This is a genomic window from Tabrizicola flagellatus (assembly GCF_008271465.1).
In the GTDB taxonomy this organism is placed as follows: domain Bacteria; phylum Pseudomonadota; class Alphaproteobacteria; order Rhodobacterales; family Rhodobacteraceae; genus Tabrizicola; species Tabrizicola flagellata.
The window spans coordinates 62401-80665 of record NZ_VMDU01000013.1; the positions used below are offsets into that span (position 1 = coordinate 62401).

The window sequence follows — 18265 nt, forward strand, 5'->3', positions numbered from 1 at the left end:
TCCCGCCCGGCTATTCGTGGCGCAGCGCTTCGATCGGGTCCAGCCGTGCCGCCTTGCGGGCGGGAAAGAAGCCGAACATTACCCCTATCAGCGCCGAAAAGGCGAAGGCGAGGAGCACGACGTAGGTCTGCGGCGCGAAGGGGATCGCCATGTAGAGCGACGCCCCGAAGGCCAGTCCCAGCCCGACGATGACCCCGATGATCCCGCCGACCAGTGACAGGACCACCGCCTCGACCAGGAACTGGGTCAGCACCTGGCGCCCCTCGGCGCCGATAGCCAGACGGATCCCGATCTCGCGCGTGCGTTCGGTGACCGAAACCAGCATGATGTTCATGATGCCGATCCCGCCGACCAGGAGGCTGACGGCGGCGACCGAGGACAGCATCCCCGTCAGAACCGAGTTGATCCCGGTCAGAACCTCGGCAATCTGGGCGCGGTCGCTGACGTTGAAATCGTTGGGCGCGCCTTCGGCGATCCGTCTGCGGTCGCGCAAGAGTGCCTCGATCTCGCGCGCGCCGCGCTGGGACGAGACCCCCGGTGTCAGCGCCACAGAGATCGACGAGATGCTGTCGCTGCCCAGGAGACGGCGCTGCACGGTGCGGATCGGCATCAGCACCAGATCGTCCTGGTCCTGACCGAAGGCCCCGGCGCCCTTGGCCTGCAAGAGCCCGATGACCTCGCAGCTGACCTTGCCGATCCGGAGTTGCTGGCCCACCGGATCGGCCATGCCGAACAGCGTCCGGCGGACTGTTTCGCCGATGATGCAGACTGCGGCGCTGGCCCGGTCTTCCGAGGTGTCGAACCCGCGCCCGCTGGCGACGGTCCAGCCGTTGACATCGAGATAGGCCGAGGTGGCGCCGGTGATGCTGGTCGAGACATTCGCGGCCCCCGCCACGACGGTCTGCATCGATGAGACTGTGGGCGAGACCTGGGCCAGGACGGAAAGCCCCACCAGCGCATCGGCGTCGCGCAGGGTAAAGGGCCGGGTGGCCTGTGCGCCGCCAACGCTTGGCGGCCCGAAACTGCGCCCGCCCGGGCGCACGGTCAGGACATTGCTGCCGAGGCTTTCCACGCTGGCCGCGACCGAGCGCGACGAGCCCTGCCCCACCGTCACCATGGCGATCACCGCCGCAACGCCGATGACGATGCCCAGCATGGTCAGGGCCGAGCGCAGCTTGTTGCGACGCAGCGCCAGCAATGCCAGGCGGACCGTCTCCCAGATCATGCCGAAGCCCTTTCCGGCACGGGCGCATCGCTGCGGATCCGGCCATCGGCGAACAGGATCAGGCGGCGGGCGTAGGCCGCGATGTCGTCCTCATGCGTCACCATGACGATGGTGATGCCGTCCTCGCGGTTCAGTTGCTGCAAGAGCTTCATGATCTCGTGGCTGCGGTGGCTGTCGAGGTTGCCGGTCGGCTCGTCGGCCAGGATCACCATGGGATCCCCCGCGAGCGCGCGGGCGATGGCCACCCGCTGCTGCTGGCCGCCCGAAAGCTGCGAGGGGTCGTGATCCTCGCGTCCCTCGAGGCCCACCTTGGCCAGCGCCGCCCGGGCGCGTTCGATCCGTTCGGCGCGGGCCATGCCCTTGTAGATCAGCGGCAGTTCCACGTTCTCCAGCGCCGAGGTGCGCGGCAAGAGGTTGAAGCCCTGGAAGACGAAGCCCAGGAAATGCCGCCGCAGAAGCGCGCGCTGGTCGCGGTCGAGGTCCTGCACCTCGACGCCGTTGAACAGGTAGCGGCCCGAGGTCGGACGGTCCAATAGCCCGATCGTGTTCATCGCGGTCGATTTGCCAGACCCCGAAGGCCCCATGATCGCGACGAACTCGCCGCGCCGGATCACCAGATCGGCATGATCCAGGGCCCGGACCTCGGCCTCGCCGCTGCCATAGACGCGGCAGACATCGACGAGTTCGATCAGGGGCGGGAGCCGATCGGAGGCGGCGGAGGTCATCTCAGCCGCCCACGCTCTGATCGACGATGACCTGGTCGCCCTCGGCCAGACCCTCGGCCGTGACGGCTGTCACGCGGCCATCGGTGACGCCCGGCTCGACCGGCACTTCCACCGGCACGCCGTCGCGCAGGAGCCAGACCGACCGGCCGCCCGAGGACCCCCGGGTCAGGCTTGGCGTCGAGGACCGGCCCGGCATGATCATCCCCACCAGCCCGCGCCCGGACGCGCCGCCGCTGTCTTCGGCCGCGCGCGGCGGTTCATAGCGCAGCGCCGCATTCGGCACCCGCAGCACGTCCTTCTCGACCGTCACCGCGATGGTGGCCGTCGCCGTCATGCCGGGGCGCAAGAGGCCGTCCCGGTTGTCCACCGAAAGGATCGCCTTGTAGGTGACGACGCCGTCCGTCGTCTCGGGCGCATAGCGGATGGTGGTGATCGTGGCCGGAAAGCTGCGATCCGGGAAGGCATCGACGGTGAAGTTGGCCGTATTGCCCACCGCGACGCGCCCGATGTCGGCCTCGTCCACATCGACGCGCAGTTCCATCCGTGCAAGATCCTCGGCCAGGGTGAAGAGGACCGGCGCGTTCAGCGAGGCGGCGACGATCTGGCCCGGCTCGGCCGCGCGGTTCAGCACCACCCCGGTGATGGGCGACCGGATGATGGATTTCCCGAGGTCGTTTTCCGCCTCGGAAACCCGTGCCCGGGCCAGCGCGACATCGGCATTAGCCGCATCCACCGCCGCGCGCGCCCGGTCGCGCGCCACTTCCGAGGCGATCAGCTTCAGCCGGGTGCTTTGTCCGCGCCGGTCCAGTTCCAGCTGCGACTCATGGTTCGCCTCGGCCTCGCGCGCGGAAGCCTCGGCCTGCTTGAGGTTGGCCTCGGCGGCCTGCAACTGGGCTTTGGCGGTCTGCACCGCCTCCTTGAGGTTGGTATCGTCCAGCCTTGCGAGCACCTGCCCCACCTCGACCCGGTCGTTGAAATCGACCGCCACTTCGGCCAGCGCCCCGGACAGTTCCGAGGAGACATCGACCTGCGTCGTCGGCTGGACCGAGCCCGTGGCGGTCACGGTCACGATGACCTCACCCCGGGTGACTTCGGCGGTGGTATAGCGGATGCTGCGCGATGTCTGCGACCCGGACAGCCAGGCCCAGGCGCCGACACCCGCCAAGAGCGCGCCGACAAGGATCACCCAGGGCCAGCGCCGGCGCCGCGGCCGGGACAGGATGCGGCTCATCTCGACAGCCGGATCCGTCGCGGATCGCTGCTTCTGCGTTCCGTCTGTAGCGCTGCCACCGTCTGCCAATGCCATCTCCTTCAGATCAAGCCGCCGCTTCCAGGGCGCAGCCGGGTTCATTGCCGATCACATCGACGCGACCGCCTCCCCTCATTTAACGCCGGCCGGGGAAATTTCTGTCGAAATGTCGCTGTTGTGACCGGATGGTGGGCGGTGAGGGATTCGAACCCCCGACATTCTCGGTGTAAGCGAGACGCTCTACCAGCTGAGCTAACCGCCCCGTCCCGGCTGCCTAGCGCGACGCGTGCGATGTGACAAGCCCCGTCCGAAAGCAGAAGGCGCGCCGCGAGGGGCGCGCCTTGCAGTAGGATGGTGGGCGATAACGGATTTGAACCGCTGACATCTTCGATGTGAACGAAGCGCTCTACCGCTGAGCTAATCGCCCGATGCGGGGGCTTTTAGCCATCCTCCCCGTCATCCGCAAGGGCCAATCCGGCAGCTTTCGGCCCATCCGCAAGACGCAGCTTCAAGGTCAGCGCCGGCCCCTTGCTCTTGACGACCCTGAGCTTGCCAAGCGGAGGTGCCGCCAGAGCCTTCCCGGTCGCAAGGGCGGCCCCCATGGCAGCCAGCAGCGCTTCGACCGTCGGCTTGATATCGGCCCGCCTGGCGCCAGTCGCTTCGGCAACCTGGTCGACAAGATCCTTCAGCTTGACGGTCCCGACAGTGGCCGGCGGTGCCTCGGCCTCGGCTTCGACCACCCGAAGGGCGGGTTTTTCCGAAGCCTCCGGTCCGGGTTTCGCCTTGGCGGCGGATTTCCGGCCCTTCGCGACCGCCTTAGCCGGGGAGGCTGACTTCTTTTCGGTATCCTTGCTGCGCGCTGCCATGATGCTTTCTTCGGGCTGTTGCGAGGTCGCACAAGACTAGTCGCCGTTTCCCTGCCACGCCAGCAGCTTCGGAAGGCCGAGAACGAGAATGTCCCGCGGCCGGGTCCTGTATCTGTGCCCGTTCGGGCAGCGCGGACGGGCCCCGTCTCGCACGGTGCAGGCGGTTTCCCGAGCGCTGGACCGAATTGCTGTCCGGTCTGCTTGCAGCCGGCACGCGCTGTCCGTTCGCCACGAGCAGGCCGGCGACCCTCGAGGACGATCGCGAGACGCCGGCCCGAGTCGGCCTCGGTCTGGAGTTGCGCTGCATCGACCGAGATCAACGACCGCAACGAAAAAGGCGCGCCACAGGGCGCGCCGTCCACTGTCTTCGTTCAGTGCGCGGTCGGCGCCGGTTGCTGGGCCTGGGCGGCACGGGCCGCAGCGGCCGCCTCTTCCGCCGCCTCGTCCCATTCCACCGGCTCAGGCTGGCGCACCAGCGCCTGAGCCAGAACCTCGCGGACATGGCTCACGGGGATGATCTGCAGGCCCTGCTTCACGTTGTCCGGGATCTCGGCCAGGTCCTTGGCGTTCTCCTCGGGGATGAAGACGGTCTTGATCCCCCCGCGCAAGGCGGCAAGCAGTTTCTCCTTCAGCCCGCCGATCGGCATGGCGTTGCCGCGCAAGGAGACCTCGCCGGTCATGGCGATGTCCTTGCGGACCGGGATCCCGGTCAGGACGGAGACGATGGAGGTCACCATCGCCAGACCCGCCGAGGGCCCGTCCTTGGGCGTGGCGCCGTCCGGGACGTGGACGTGGATGTCGATCGTGTCGAACTTCGGCGGCTTCACCCCGATCTGGGGCGAGATCGAGCGGACATAGCTCGCTGCCGCGTCGATCGATTCCTTCATCACGTCGCCCAGTTTCCCGGTCGTCTTCATCCGGCCCTTGCCGGGAAGCTTCAGCGCCTCGATGTGCAGGAGATCGCCACCGACGCTGGTCCAGGCCAGGCCCGTCACCACACCGACCTGATCCTCCTTCTCGGCAAGGCCGAAGCGGTATTTCTGGACGCCCAGGTATTCCTCGACCTTGGCCGGATCGACCTCGACCTTCTTCGCCTTGCCCTTCAGGATATCGGTCACGGCCTTGCGGGCGAGTTTCGCGATCTCGCGCTCCAGGTTCCGCACGCCCGCCTCGCGGGTGTAGTAGCGGATGACATGGTTGAGCGCCTCGTCCGAGACGCTGAATTCGCCCTTCTTCAGCCCGTTGGCCTTGATCTGCTTGGGCAGGAGATGGCCCTTGGCGATCTCGCGCTTCTCGTCCTCGGTGTAGCCCGCCAGCGGGATGATCTCCATCCGGTCCATCAGCGGCCCCGGCATGTTGTAGCTGTTCGCCGTGGTGATGAACATCACGTTCGAGAGGTCGTATTCGACCTCCAGATAGTGATCAACGAAGGTCGAGTTCTGTTCCGGATCCAGCACCTCCAGCAGCGCCGAGGCCGGGTCTCCCCGGAAGTCCTGGCCCATCTTGTCGATTTCATCCAGCAGGATCAGCGGGTTGGTCGTCTTGGCCTTCTTCAGCGACTGGATGATCTTGCCCGGCATGGACCCGATATAGGTCCGCCGGTGGCCGCGGATTTCGGATTCGTCGCGCACGCCGCCAAGGGAAATGCGGATGAACTCGCGCCCCGTGGCCTTGGCCACGCTGCGCCCCAGCGAGGTCTTGCCCACGCCCGGAGGACCGACAAGACACAGGATCGGCCCCTTCAGCTTGGTCGAGCGCGCCTGCACGGCGAGGTATTCGACGATTCGCTCCTTGACCTTCTCAAGCCCGTAATGGTCCGCGTCCAGCACCTTCTGCGCGGCGGGCAGGTCCTTCTTTACGCGGGACTTCACGCCCCACGGCACGCCCAGGAGCCAGTCGAGGTAGTTGCGCACCACGGTCGCCTCGGCCGACATCGGCGACATCGTCTTCAGCTTCTTGAGTTCGGCCTCGGCCTTCTCGCGCGCTTCCTTGGACAGCTTGGTCTTCTTGATCCGCTCTTCCAGCTCGTTGATCTCGGACTGGCCGTCCTCGCCGTCGCCGAGTTCCCTCTGAATGGCCTTCATCTGCTCGTTCAGATAGTACTCGCGCTGGGTCTTCTCCATCTGGGTCTTGACGCGCGACTTGATCTTCTTCTCGACCTGCAGGACCGACAGCTCGCCCTGCATGTGGCCGTAGACCTTCTCCAGCCGCTCGGCGATGTCGAGCGTTTCGAGGATCGCCTGTTTCTGGCTGACATCCACGCCCAGATGGCCGGCCACGAGGTCCGCCAGCCGCGCAGGCTCGCGCGTGTCGGAGACGGCGGCCAGTGCCTCCTCGGGGATGTTCTTCTTGATCTTGGCGTAGCGTTCGAACTCTTCGCTCACGGCGCGCACCAGCGCCTCGACGGCGGTCGGGTCACCCTGGGTCTCGGCCAGCGTCTCCACGGTGGCCTCGAAGAACGCGGGGTTCTCGACGAAACCGGTGATCTTCACGCGCGACTTGCCCTCGACCAGCACCTTCACGGTGCCGTCGGGAAGCTTGAGGAGTTGCAACACGTTGGCCAGCACGCCGACGCGGAAGATCCCATCTGCCTGCGGGTCGTCGGCGGTCGGATCCTTCTGCGAGGACAGAAGGATCTGCTTGTCGTCCTGCATCACCTCCTCCAGCGCGCGGACCGATTTTTCGCGTCCGACGAAAAGCGGCACGATCATGTGGGGAAAGACCACGATGTCGCGCAGTGGCAGGACCGGATAGCTCTGGATGCTCATATGTCTACCTTCGTTCGCGGCAACTGGCGGGGTCCCGACCATCGGCAACCCGGCCCGCTCCGTCTTCAGATGTGTTAACTTGTGGTCCCCGGGCGGGGGATTCAAGTTCCGGTTTGGTTCGCCAGAATGAACCTCTGCGTGAACGGGCGCAAGGCCGGAATGGGGGCACCCGCTAGCAGGGCTCGATGTCCCCCTCTGCCCGCAGCGCATGGAAGCCGGCGACGAAGGCCGCCAGCCGCCCGCCCGCGATCGCCTTGCGCAGGCCCTGCATCAGGACCTGGTAGTAATGCAGGTTGTGCCAGGTCAAAAGCATCGAGCCGATGATCTCGTCCGCCTTCACCACATGGTGCAGATAGGCGCGCGAGTAGCCGCGGCAGGCGGGGCACTGGCAGCCCTCTTCGAGGGGGCGCGGATCGTCCTTGTGGCGGGCGTTGCGCAGGTTCACCTGACCGCGCGCCGTCCAGGCCTGGCCGGTGCGGCCCGAGCGGGAGGGCAGGACGCAGTCCATCATGTCGATGCCGCGTTCCACCGCGCCCACGATGTCGTCGGGCTTGCCAACCCCCATCAGGTAACGCGGCTTGTCCTGCGGAAGGAAACCGGGCGCGTAGTCGAGGACGCCAAACATCGCCTCCTGCCCCTCGCCCACCGCCAGACCGCCCACCGCATAGCCGTCGAAGCCGATGGATTTCAGGGCCTCGGCCGATTCCTCGCGCAGCTCGCGCGTGACGCCGCCCTGCATGATCCCGAACAGCGCATGGCCCGGCCGGTCGCCGAAGGCGTCGCGTGACCGCTGCGCCCAGCGCATCGACAGGCGCATGGCGCGGGCGACCTCGGCTTCCGTCGCGGGCAAGGCGGGGCATTCGTCGAAACACATCACGATGTCCGAGCCGAGAAGCTTCTGGATCTCCATGCTGCGTTCCGGTGTCAGCATGTGTTTCGACCCGTCGAGATGCGAAGAGAATCGGACCCCTTCCTCGGTCAGCTTGCGGAGGGGTCCGAGCGACATGACCTGGAAGCCGCCGCTATCGGTCAGGATCGGTTTCGGCCAGTTCATGAACCGGTGCAGCCCGCCGAGCGCAGCCACCCGCTCGGCCCCCGGGCGCAGCATCAGGTGGTAAGTGTTGCCCAGAAGGATGTCGGCCCCCGTCGCCGCCACGCTTTCGGGCAGCATCGCCTTTACCGTCCCGGCGGTGCCCACGGGCATGAAGGCGGGGGTGCGAATCTCTCCCCTCGGGGTCGAGATCACCCCGGTCCGCGCCGCGCCATCGGTCGCCTTCACGCTGAAACTGATGCCCGTCGCCATGCCGACCGCCCCCTTCGTTGCCGCTTCCTTGGGTCAAATCGGAGGAAAAGTGAAGACAAAGCGATCCATTCCTTCGCCGGCCCCGTATTTCCGCTTGACGTCGTGGACAATCTCTATATTTCGCGTGAATGAACGTTCATTCTCAGAGCCGCAGGACCATGCCTCCCCTGCCCCAGACCGCACCGGCACCCGAAGATCGCAGCCTGGAAATCCTCGGCTCGATCCGGCAAGCCTTTGCCGAAAAGGGCTTCGACGGCGCCTCGATGCAGGACCTGGCCCGTGCTGCCGGGATGAGCGTGGGCAACTTCTATCGCTACTTCCCCTCGAAGGCGGCCATCGTCGAGGCGATGTGCAGCTACGATCTGGCCGAGATCCAGGCCGATTTCGCCGAGATCCAGACCTCGGACCAGCCGATGGCCTGCCTGCGTGACCGGATCCTGGCGCATTTCGACGAGGAAGGGATGAAGGACGGCCAGCTCTGGGCCGAGATCACTGCCGCCGCGATCCGCAAGCCCGAGATCGGCTCGGCGGCGCGGCAGATGGAAGAGACGATCACCCGTTTTCTCTGCGCGATCTTTGCCAACGTCACCCGGCGCAGCATGGAAGACGCCTGCCGCCGCTACGAAGGCCAATGTCAGATGCTGGTCATGCTGGTGAAGGCCATGGCTATGCGCACCGCCCAATGCGGCCCGGCAACGCCTGCGCTCGCGGCCCAGGTGGTGGCGGTGATCGACCGTATCCTGACCGAGATATCCAATGACAAAGCTGAAGGCTGAACCCATGCGTCCGACCCTGATCCTTGCCGCTGCCCTGACGCTGATCGGCCCCGCGCTACCCGCCCTTGCCGAAGGCACCGCCGCTGCGCAGGCCGCCTCGGCCCCCACCGCGGCCCCCGCCTTGCCAGCGATCACCGTGGCCGAGGTGGCCACGCGCCGCCTGACCGACCGGGTCATCGCCTCGGGCCTGATCGCCGCGGTCGAAGAGGTGCAGGTCGCCCCCTTGGTCGAGGGCCAGCCGCTCGACCGGCTCTTGGCCGATGTCGGCGACACGGTGGCCGAGGGCCAGGTGCTGGCCGTCCTGTCGCGCACCACGCTTGACCTGCAGCGAGCCGAGGCCGCCGCCTCGCTTGCCGCCGCGCGGTCGGCCATTGCCCAGGCCGAGGCGCAGCTGGTCGAGGCCGAGGCCGCCGCCGCCGAGGCCGCCCGCGCGGTCGAGCGGACCGCGAAGCTGCGGCAGAGCGGCACCGCCCCGCAGGCGACCTGGGATACGGTGCAGGCCAATGCGACGGCGGCGAACGCCCGGGTGACCGTGGCGCGGCAAGGGCTGGAATCGGCGCGCGCGCAGCTGGCACTGGCCGAGGCGCGGCTGGAGAACGTGGACCTGATGCTGTCCCGGACCGAGGTCAAGGCCCCGGTCGCGGGCAAGATCGTCGCGCGCAACGCCAAGATCGGCGCCATTGCCACCGCGGCCGGGCAGCCGATGTTCGTCATCGTCCGCGACTCGGCGCTGGAACTGCGGGCCGACGTGTCCGAGACCGACCTCCTGCGCCTTGTCCCCGGCCAGAAGGCCCATCTGCGCGCCGTCGGCATGGCGGGCACGCTCGAGGGCACCGTGCGGCTGGTCGAACCCGCCATCGACCCGGTGACCCGGCTGGGCCGGGCGCGGATCGCGGTCGATCAGGCGGGCGAATTGCGCACCGGCATGTTCGTAGAGGCCGAGATCATCGCCGCCGAACGTGACGGGCTGGCCGTGCCGGTCACCGCCATCGGCGCCTCGCCCGAGGGCACCAGCGTCATGCGGGTGCGGGACGGCGTGGTCGAGAGGGTCGCGGTCACCACCGGCATCCGCGACGGCGGCATGGTCGAGATCGTTTCGGGCCTTCAGGCCGGCGACCAGGTGGTGCTGAAGGCCGGCGCCTTCGTCCGCGCGGGCGACCGGATCAACCCGGTCCTCTCCCCCGTGCCCGGCAACTGAGGAGAGGCGCGATGAACTTCTCTGCCTGGTCGATCCGCAATCCGGTCGCACCGCTTCTGGCCTTCTTCCTGTTCATGGTTCTGGGCTGGCAAAGCTTCAACAGCCTGCCCATCACCCGCTTTCCCAACATCGACGTGCCGCTGGTGGCCGTGTCGGTCGCCCAGTCCGGCGCCGCGCCGGCCGAGATGGAAAGCCAGGTGACGAAAGAGATCGAGGATGCCGTCGCGGGCCTGACCGGGGTCAAGCGCGTCACCTCGACCGTGACCGACGGGCTGTCCACGACCGTGGTCGAGTTCCGCATGGAAGTGCCGACCGACAAGGCGGTTCAGGACGTGAAGGACGCGGTGGACCAGATCCGCGGCGACCTGCCGGGGGGCATCGAGGCCCCTATCGTCAGCCGGATCGACGTCGAGGGGCAGGCGATCATGACCTTCGCCGTTTCGGCCCCCGACATGTCGATGGAAGAGATCAGCTGGTTCGTCGATGACACGGTGACCCGCGCGCTGCAGGGCCGCCCCGGCATCGGCCGCGTCACCCGCATCGGCGGGGCCGACCGCGAGATCCGGGTGGAGCTGGACCCGGTGCGGCTGGCAAGCTACGGCGTCACCGCCCAGGCGGTGAGCGCCCAGATCGCGGCGACCAACGTCAACCTCGGTGCGGGCAAGCTGCAGCTGGGCGACGGCGAGCAGGTGATCCGCACGCTGGGCGACAGCGGCACGGTCGAAAGCCTGGCCAACACCACCATCGCCCTGCCCTCGGGCCGCTTCGTCAAGCTGACCGACCTTGGCCAGGTGATCGACAGCTATGAGGAGCTCAAGAGCTTTTCCCGCATCGACGGCGAGCCGGGCGTCAGCTTCCTCGTCTTCCGTGCCAAGGGGGCGTCCGAGGTCAGCGTGGCGGAACTGACCAACCAGGTGGTGGACCAGCTGCGCCAGGACCACCCGAACGTCACCATCACCATGGTGGACGATTCCGTCTTCTACACCTACGGCAACTACGAATCCGCGATCCACACCCTGCTGGAAGGCGCGCTGCTGGCGGTGCTGGTGGTGCTGGCCTTCCTGCGCAACTGGCGCGCGACCCTGATTGCCGCCGTGGCGCTGCCCCTGTCGGCGGTGCCGACCTTCTGGCTGATGGACCTCCTCGGCTTCTCGCTGAACCTGGTCAGCTTCCTGGCGCTGACGCTTGCGACCGGGATCCTGGTCGATGACGCGATCGTGGAGATCGAGAACATCGCCCGCCACATGCGCATGGGCAAGACCCCGTTCCGCGCCGCGATCGACGCCGCCGACGAGATCGGCCTTGCCGTCATCGCCACCTCGGCGACCATCGTCGCGGTCTTCGTGCCGGTCAGCTTCATGCCCGGCATTCCGGGCCAGTATTTCCGCCAGTTCGGCCTGACCGTGGCCATCGCCGTGATCTTCTCGCTGATGGTCGCGCGGTTGATCACGCCGATGATGGCCGCCTACCTGATGCGGTCGAAGGATGCTGCGGTCGGCCATGGCGAGGGCCACCGGGACAGTCTCGTCATGCGCGGCTATCTCTGGCTCGTGCGCGCAACGACCCGGGTGCGGCGGTCGAAGCGCTGGCCCTGGCTCGCGCTGCCGACCTATTACGTCACCCTGGTCGCCGCCGTGATCGTGGTGATCTTCTCGGTCATCGCCATGCTGCAAGTGCCCGGCAGCCTGTTCCCGCCCGAGGACGAAAGCCGCATCGTCGTCTCGGTCGAACTGCCGCCCGGTGCGACGCTGGACGACACCGCCGCCACGACCGACGCGATGCGCGAGGCGGTCAAGGACATCGACGGTGTGAAGTCGGTCCTCGTCATCGGCGGCTCGGCCCCCCTGGGCGACCGCGACATCCGGCGGGCGACCTTCACCATCATCCTCGACCGGCTGGACAACGGGCTGGAGCGCAAGCTGATCGACCTCGGTCGCACCCTGCCCTTGGTCGGCAACCTGATCCCCGAGATCCCTTCCACGGGCCGTCTGCGCCCGCAGCACGAGATCGAGACCGAGGTCTTCGAGCGGCTGAAATCCGTTCCCGACGTGCGCGCCTTCAAGGTCGGCGGCCCCGGCGGCGGCTCACGGCCCTTTGCCTACGACATCCTGTCCAGCGACGAGGACGACCTGAACCTCGCGGTGCAGAAGATCGAGGAGGCGCTGCGCGACGAGCCGATGTTCCTCAGCCCCTCGACCGAGGCCGCCCTGCCCCGGCCCGAGATCCAGATCACGCCGAAACCCGACGAGGCCGCCCGGCTGGGCGTGACGGTGCAGCAGATCGCCAGCACCGTCCGCGTGGCGACCATCGGCGATGTCTCGGCCGCGCTCGGCAAGCTGTCGATCGACAACCGGCTGGTGCCGATCCGGGTCCAGCTGGACGAGGCCTCGCGCGACAACCTCGCCCGCATCTCGGCGCTGAAGGTGATGACCTCGGCCGGCCCCGTCCCCCTGTCGGCCGTGGCCACGGTCGAGGTGGCCGAGGGTCCTTCGGTCGTCAAGCGGCTGAACCGCCAGCGGGTCGCCACGCTGGGCGCCGACATCGCGCCGGGCTTCGTGCTGGATCAGGCCACCGCCCGCTTCAACGAGATCCTGCCCACGCTGAACCTGCCGGCGACCGTCCGCGTCACGCCTTCGGGCGATGCCGAGATCCAGGCGGAACTGGTCGGCAGCTTCGTCAATGCGATGGTGCTGGGCGTTCTCCTGATGATGTTCGTGCTGATCCTCCTGTTCCATTCGGTCCTGCAACCCCTGACCATCATCTTCTCGCTGCTCCTGTCGGTCGGCGGGGTGGCGGCGGCGCTGATCCTGACGCAGAACCCGCTGTCGATGCCCGTGCTGATCGGCATCCTGATGCTGATGGGGATCGTGGCGAAGAACGCGATCCTCCTGATCGACTTCGCCATCGAGATGCGGGCCCGCGGCATGAAGCGGATCGAGGCGGTGATCGAGGCCGGGCACAAGCGCGCCCAGCCCATCGTGATGACCTCGATCGCCATGTCGGCGGGGATGCTGCCCTCGGCGCTCGGTGTCGGCGAAGGCGGGGCGTTCCGCTCGCCCATGGCCATCGCCGTGATCGGCGGGATCATCGTCTCGACGGTTCTGAGCCTCGTCGTCGTGCCCTCGATGTATCTGGCGATGGACGACCTGTCGCGCTTCTTCTCGTGGATCCTGGGCCGGTTCATCGGCAAGAAGGAGGCCGAGCCGACCCCGCCCGATCCCCTGGTGCTGGCCGACGGCATGGCGCGGGCCCAGGTCGATGTGGCGGTGCTTCAGAACCGGGTGGCAGTGCTGGAATCCGCCCTGGGCCGCAGCGTGCCGAAACCGCACGCGGCGGAATAGGCTCAGGCCGGCGCAAGATGCCGGGCACGGAAGGCCGCGACCTCCTCCGGGGTCGGGGCCTTTCCGCAGAAGGTCAGCACATAGGCCGGGATGCGGTGCAGCCGCAGTTCCAGACTTTCCTCCGACCGCAGCGCAATGTAGCCGACCTGAGTGAGATACAGGGCCCGGGCGCGGGTGTCGGCCTCGGTCTCGTCATAACCGAAGCGCCGGAAGAGCGCGGTGATTGCCTCGATCCGGACCGAATCGGCCTCGGCCATGGCGCGGGCCACCTCCGGATCCGTCAGTGACCAGGTGCGCATGGCGAATTCCAGCCGGCTGTCGAACAAGTCCCCGTCCAGCCAGCAGTCGCAGAGGTTCAGCATTGCCTCGGCGATGGTCCCCGCCGGCGCCTCGCAGCGCGCCAGCAGATTGGCGGTGTTCTTCTCGCGCCAGCGATCCACCAGCCGGGCCAGAAGCGCCTCGCGGTCCGGGAAATGCCAGTAGAAACTGGTGCGCGACAGTCCCAGCCGCTCGGCCAGCGGCATCACCTTCACCGCATCCACCCCGCCCTCGACCAGAAGGTCATAGGCCGCCTCCAGCCAGAGGTCGGGCGTGCCCCGCCAGCCGCGTTCCGGTCTTTGCATCGTCATGCGCCACCCTAGGCCCGGGGCGGTTTCAAACACAAGACCGCAAGAACTCGACATATGTGTCGAGTTTTGTCTTGCACGGGCAACGGGGCCGATCTAGCATCCGGGCCATCCCTCCCACAGGCAGGCCTTCCGATGTCGAAAGATCCCCTTCTCCAGCCCTATCGCCTGAAGCATCTGACCTTGCGCAACCGGATCATCACCACAAGCCACGAACCGGCCTACGGTGATGACGGGCTGCCGAAGGACCGCTATCGGCTCTACCATCTCGAGCGGGCGAAGGCCGGGGTGGCGATGGTGATGACGGCGGGTTCGGCCAGCGTCAGCCGCGACAGTCCGCCGGTCTTCTCGAACCTCCTCGTCTGGAAGGACGAGGTGGTGCCGTGGATGAGGCGGCTGGTGGACGACTGCCACGAGGCCGGGGCGGCGGTGATGATCCAGCTGTCGCATCTCGGCCGGCGGACACGCTGGGACAAGGGCGACTGGCTGCCGGTGATCTCCGCGACCCACGACCGCGAGCCTGCACACAGGGCAACGCCGAAACCGGCCGAGGACTGGGACATCGCCCGCATCATCCGAGACTACGCCGATGCGGCGGAGCGGATGAAGGCGGCAGGGGTGGACGGGATCGAGTTCCTCTGCCACGGCCACCTGCTGGATCAGTTCATGTCGCCGCTGACCAACAGTCTGCCCGCCCCCTATGGCGGCAGCCTGGAAAACCGCGCCCGGCTGACGCTGGAGATGGTGGCCGCCGTGCGCGAGCGGGTCGGGCCCGAGATCATCCTCGGCCTGCGCTATGGCGTGGACGAGATGGAGCCCGGCGGCATCGACATCGAGAAAGGCGTGGCGCTGGGAAAGCTGTTCCGCGACAGCGGGATGGTGGATTACCTGAACATCAACCGCAGCCGGATCCACACCGATCCGGCGATGACGGACCTGATCCCGGTGCAGGGCATGCGGTCCGCTCCGCACCTGGACTTCGCAGGCCGCATCCGGGTCGAGGTCGGGATGCCGGTGATCCATGCCTCGCGCATCCCGGACGTGGCCACGGCCCGGCATGCGGTGGCCACCGGTCAGGTCGATCTGGTGGGGATGACGCGGGCCCACATGGCCGACCCGCATATCGTGCGGAAGATCGTCGAGGGCCGTGAGGACGACATCCGGCCCTGCGTCGGCGCGACCTATTGCCTGGACCGCATCTATCAGGGGGGCATGGCGCTCTGCATCCACAACCCCTCGACAGGGCGCGAGGCGACGCAGCCGCACCAGATCGAGAAGGCCGGGGTCAGGAAGAAGGTCGTCGTTGTCGGCGCCGGTCCCGCGGGGCTCGAGGCCGCGCGGGTGGCGGGAGAGCGGGGGCACGCGGTGGTCGTCTTCGAGGTCGCCGACAAGCCCGGCGGGCAGGTCCGGCTGACGGCCCAGTCGAAGCGGCGGGCCGAGATGATCGGGATCATCGACTGGCGGCTGGCGCAGTGTCAGCGGCTGGGGGTGGAGTTTCGCTTCAACACCTGGGCCGAGGCCGAGGATGTCCTGGCCGAGGCGCCGGACGTGGTGGTGATCGCGACGGGGGGAATGCCGACGACGGGGCTTCTGGCCGAAGGGAACGAGCTGGTGGTCTCGGCCTGGGACATCCTGTCGGGCGACGCCAAGCCTGGCGAGAACGTGCTGATCTATGACGAGGCCGGGGACCATGCCGCCCTGCAAGCGGCGCAGGTGATCGCCGAGGCCGGCGGCAAGGTCGAGGTGATGACGCGCGACCGGACCTTCTCGCCCGAGGTGATGGGGATGAACCTGGTCCCCTACATGCGCGCGCTGCAGGACAAGGCGGTGACCTTCACGGTGACCTACCGGCTCGACGCGGTGCGGCGGGCGGGGAACCGGCTGGAGGCGGTGATCGGGTCGGATTACATGAAGCTCGACAAGACGCAGCTCCACGATCAGGTGGTGGTGAACGCCGGGACGCAGCCGCTCGCCGACCTCTACTTCGCGCTGAAACCGGTCTCGGGGAACAGGGGGGCGGTCGATTACGATGCCCTGATCGACGGGAGGCCGCAGCCGGCGGTGGAGGGGTTCCAGCTGTTCCGCATCGGCGACGCGGTGGAGGCGAGGAACACCCACGCGGCGATCTATGATGCGCTGCGGCTGGTGCGGACCGTCTGAGCCTGTGATGCCCGGGGCCGCCGAGGTCCCGGGTCAGGCCCGGGACGGGGTCACGGCTTCTTCCGGCAGTAGAGTTCCATCCGGTGATGGACGATCTCGTAGCCGAGTTCGGCGGCGATCTGGCGCTGGAGTTCCTCGATCTTCTCGGAGCGGAACTCGATGATCGCGCCGGTATCTAGATCGACGATGTGGTCGTGGTGGGGGGCGTCGGCGACCTCGTACCGCGCGCCGCCGTTTTCGAGGGCGAGCCGCAGGACCACCCCCTCCCGTTCCAGGACCGAGAGGGTGCGGTAGACGGTGGCCAGCGACAGGCTGTCGTCGAGGGTCCGGGCGCGGCGGTGAAGCTCGGCCGCGTCGGGGTGGTCGTCGGCCTCGGTCAGGACCTTGAGGAGCGCCTCGCGCTGGCGGGTCACGCGGACGCCGGTCTCGCGGAGGGCCTGTTTCGGGGTCGGTTTCATGGCGCCGAATGGTAGCGGGACCGGGGAACGGGGTCAAATCCCGCAGATGTGTCCACGGTGGACAATCTCTGAGATTCTTTTGATTTCAATGATTTAAGATTTTCCGTTAGGGTGGTGTCAAGACTTGTGGCAAGCCCGTTTTCGCGCCGTTTCAGGCGGCTGCGGCGGGGGTGGTGAGGTCTGACAGGATGCTCGCGGCGATCTCCAGCGAGCGCACGCGGGCAGCATGGTCGTGCATCATGCCGGTGATCATCACTTCGTCCGGCTGATGGCGGGCGATGAGTTCGGTGAGCTGCCGCCGGACGGTTTCGGGGGAGCCTACGGCGGAGCAGGAGAGCGCATAGCGGGCCTGGGCGAGGATCGGCGCGGGGACCTCGCTCAGGTCATGGGTCGGGCGCGGGAGCTGGCCGGGGCGGCCGCTGCGCAGGCGCGCGAAGGCGAGGAGTTGCGAGGAGCGGAGGTAGGTGGCTTCCTCGTCCGTGGCGGCGGCGGAGACGCCGACGGCCATCATCGCGTGGGGCTTCGCGAGGTGGGCGGAGGGGCGGAAGCTGCGGCGGTAGATGTCGAGGGCCTCTTCCAGGTGGGTGGGGGCGAAGTGCGAGGCGAAGGCGTAGGGGAGGCCGAGGTAGGCCGCCAGCTGCGCGCCGAAGGTGCTGGAACCGAGGATCCAGACGGGGACGTTGGTGCCGGTGCCAGGGATCGCCTGGACGGCGCCGGGGGTGTCGCCGAGATAGCCGATCAGTTCCAGCACGTCCTGCGGGAAGGTGTCTTCCTGCGCCATGTGGCGACGCAGCGCGCGAGCGGTCTGCATGTCGGTACCGGGGGCGCGGCCGAGGCCGAGGTCGATGCGACCGGGGTAGAGGGTGGCGAGGGTGCCGAATTGCTCGGCCACGACCAGGGGGGAGTGGTTCGGCAGCATGATGCCCCCTGCCCCGATGCGCATGGTCTTGGTTTGGCCCGCGACATGGCCGATCAGGACGGCGGTCGCGGCGGAGGCGATGCCGGGCATGTTGTGATGCTCGGCCAGCCAGTAGCGGTGGAAGCCCGCCTTCTCGGCGGCCTGGGCGAGCGCGACGGTGGATTGGAGCGCCTGGGCGGGGGTCTGGCCTTCGGGGATCGGGGCCAGATCGAGGTAGGAATAGTGCTGCATGTGCGGCCTCCGTTCGGGACAGAGGTAAGTATTCGGGGTGGTGGGGGGAAGGGGTTTCGTCGGGCGGGCGCCCCCACCCCATCCCTCCCCACGGAGGGGGGATGGAGGCGCTTTGGGCTTGGCTTTGCGCGGGGTGGCTGGCGGCAGCGTAGGGTGCGCTACAGCGCACCGTCGGATGGTGCGCTGTAGCGCACCCTACGATGGGGATGGGTCCGGTGCTGTTGCTTGCGGCGGTGCGCCTGATGGGCCGGGCGGACCGGGGGTTTCACACCCCCGGACCCCCGTGGGATATTTGGGAACAGGTGAAAGGGCTTAGATGAGCCCTTAAACTGCTTGTGACCTGCCCCCCGGTCGTCCCTCGTTCATAACGAGAGTCCTTGGGGTTGATAGTGGTCGGTTTTGGGTTGGGCAAGTGCGCCG

13 protein-coding genes and 2 tRNA genes are annotated in these 18265 nt (G+C 67.7%); 4 read left to right on the top strand and 11 right to left on the bottom strand.

Going from position 1 to position 18265, the window contains the following annotated elements:
* Nucleotides 1-10: 10 nt before the first annotated feature.
* From FL625_RS14675 to tgt, 8 genes are all read right to left on the bottom strand, one after another.
* Entirely contained in the window at nucleotides 11-1225 is a 1215-nt protein-coding gene (locus tag FL625_RS14675) for an ABC transporter permease (RefSeq protein ID WP_149589423.1), read from the bottom strand.
* Complete coding sequence (locus FL625_RS14680) at nucleotides 1222-1950, bottom strand: ABC transporter ATP-binding protein (RefSeq protein WP_149589424.1); 729 nt, start codon at nucleotides 1948-1950, stop codon at nucleotides 1222-1224. The genes FL625_RS14675 and FL625_RS14680 overlap by 4 nt, the downstream gene beginning before the upstream one ends.
* Nucleotide 1951: 1 nt before the next feature.
* Nucleotides 1952-3181, bottom strand: coding sequence for an efflux RND transporter periplasmic adaptor subunit (locus FL625_RS14685; protein ID WP_235019430.1), 1230 nt, complete (start codon nucleotides 3179-3181; stop codon nucleotides 1952-1954).
* Between the two features lie 204 nt (nucleotides 3182-3385).
* A tRNA-Val gene (locus FL625_RS14690) sits at nucleotides 3386-3461 on the bottom strand.
* A 90-nt stretch (nucleotides 3462-3551) separates the two neighbouring features.
* Nucleotides 3552-3626: transfer RNA gene (locus tag FL625_RS14695), tRNA-Val, on the bottom strand.
* A 13-nt stretch (nucleotides 3627-3639) separates the two neighbouring features.
* The gene (locus tag FL625_RS14700) at nucleotides 3640-4065 is read right to left on the bottom strand and encodes an HU family DNA-binding protein (protein ID WP_149589425.1); all 426 of its coding nucleotides are present in this window, start codon (nucleotides 4063-4065) and stop codon (nucleotides 3640-3642) included.
* A gap of 371 nt (nucleotides 4066-4436) precedes the next feature.
* A complete protein-coding gene (gene lon / locus FL625_RS14705) occupies nucleotides 4437-6833 on the bottom strand; it encodes an endopeptidase La (RefSeq protein WP_149589426.1) in 2397 nt (798 codons plus the stop codon).
* 172 nt (nucleotides 6834-7005) lie between these two features.
* Complete coding sequence (gene tgt, locus FL625_RS14710; RefSeq protein WP_149589427.1) at nucleotides 7006-8136, bottom strand: tRNA guanosine(34) transglycosylase Tgt; 1131 nt, start codon at nucleotides 8134-8136, stop codon at nucleotides 7006-7008.
* Between the two features lie 128 nt (nucleotides 8137-8264).
* Here tgt and FL625_RS14715 point away from each other — a divergent pair, with 128 nt between their 5' ends.
* From FL625_RS14715 to FL625_RS14725, 3 genes are read left to right on the top strand one after another with little or no spacing between them, the layout of a single operon-like run.
* Complete coding sequence (locus FL625_RS14715) at nucleotides 8265-8912, top strand: TetR/AcrR family transcriptional regulator (RefSeq protein WP_235019431.1); 648 nt, start codon at nucleotides 8265-8267, stop codon at nucleotides 8910-8912.
* 4 nt (nucleotides 8913-8916) lie between these two features.
* Nucleotides 8917-10110 (top strand): efflux RND transporter periplasmic adaptor subunit, encoded by a 1194-nt coding sequence (locus tag FL625_RS14720; RefSeq protein WP_149589428.1) that lies wholly within the window; start codon nucleotides 8917-8919, stop codon nucleotides 10108-10110.
* Between the two features lie 11 nt (nucleotides 10111-10121).
* Nucleotides 10122-13451 (top strand): efflux RND transporter permease subunit, encoded by a 3330-nt coding sequence (locus FL625_RS14725; RefSeq protein WP_149589429.1) that lies wholly within the window; start codon nucleotides 10122-10124, stop codon nucleotides 13449-13451.
* A 2-nt stretch (nucleotides 13452-13453) separates the two neighbouring features.
* On the opposite strand, the gene FL625_RS14730 is transcribed toward FL625_RS14725, so the two are convergent.
* Nucleotides 13454-14080, bottom strand: a complete 627-nt coding sequence (locus FL625_RS14730; RefSeq protein ID WP_149589430.1) for a TetR/AcrR family transcriptional regulator — start codon at nucleotides 14078-14080, stop codon at nucleotides 13454-13456.
* Nucleotides 14081-14212: 132 nt separating this feature from the next.
* Here FL625_RS14730 and FL625_RS14735 point away from each other — a divergent pair, with 132 nt between their 5' ends.
* Nucleotides 14213-16237: an NADH:flavin oxidoreductase gene (locus tag FL625_RS14735; protein WP_149589431.1), complete on the top strand. Its 2025-nt coding sequence runs from the start codon at nucleotides 14213-14215 to the stop codon at nucleotides 16235-16237.
* Nucleotides 16238-16287: 50 nt separating this feature from the next.
* On the opposite strand, the gene FL625_RS14740 is transcribed toward FL625_RS14735, so the two are convergent.
* Both FL625_RS14740 and FL625_RS14745 read right to left on the bottom strand, forming a co-directional pair.
* Complete coding sequence (locus tag FL625_RS14740) at nucleotides 16288-16695, bottom strand: Fur family transcriptional regulator (protein WP_149589432.1); 408 nt, start codon at nucleotides 16693-16695, stop codon at nucleotides 16288-16290.
* Nucleotides 16696-16846: 151 nt separating this feature from the next.
* Nucleotides 16847-17845: an LLM class flavin-dependent oxidoreductase gene (locus FL625_RS14745; RefSeq protein WP_149589433.1), complete on the bottom strand. Its 999-nt coding sequence runs from the start codon at nucleotides 17843-17845 to the stop codon at nucleotides 16847-16849.
* Between the last annotated feature and the right edge of the window lie 420 nt (nucleotides 17846-18265).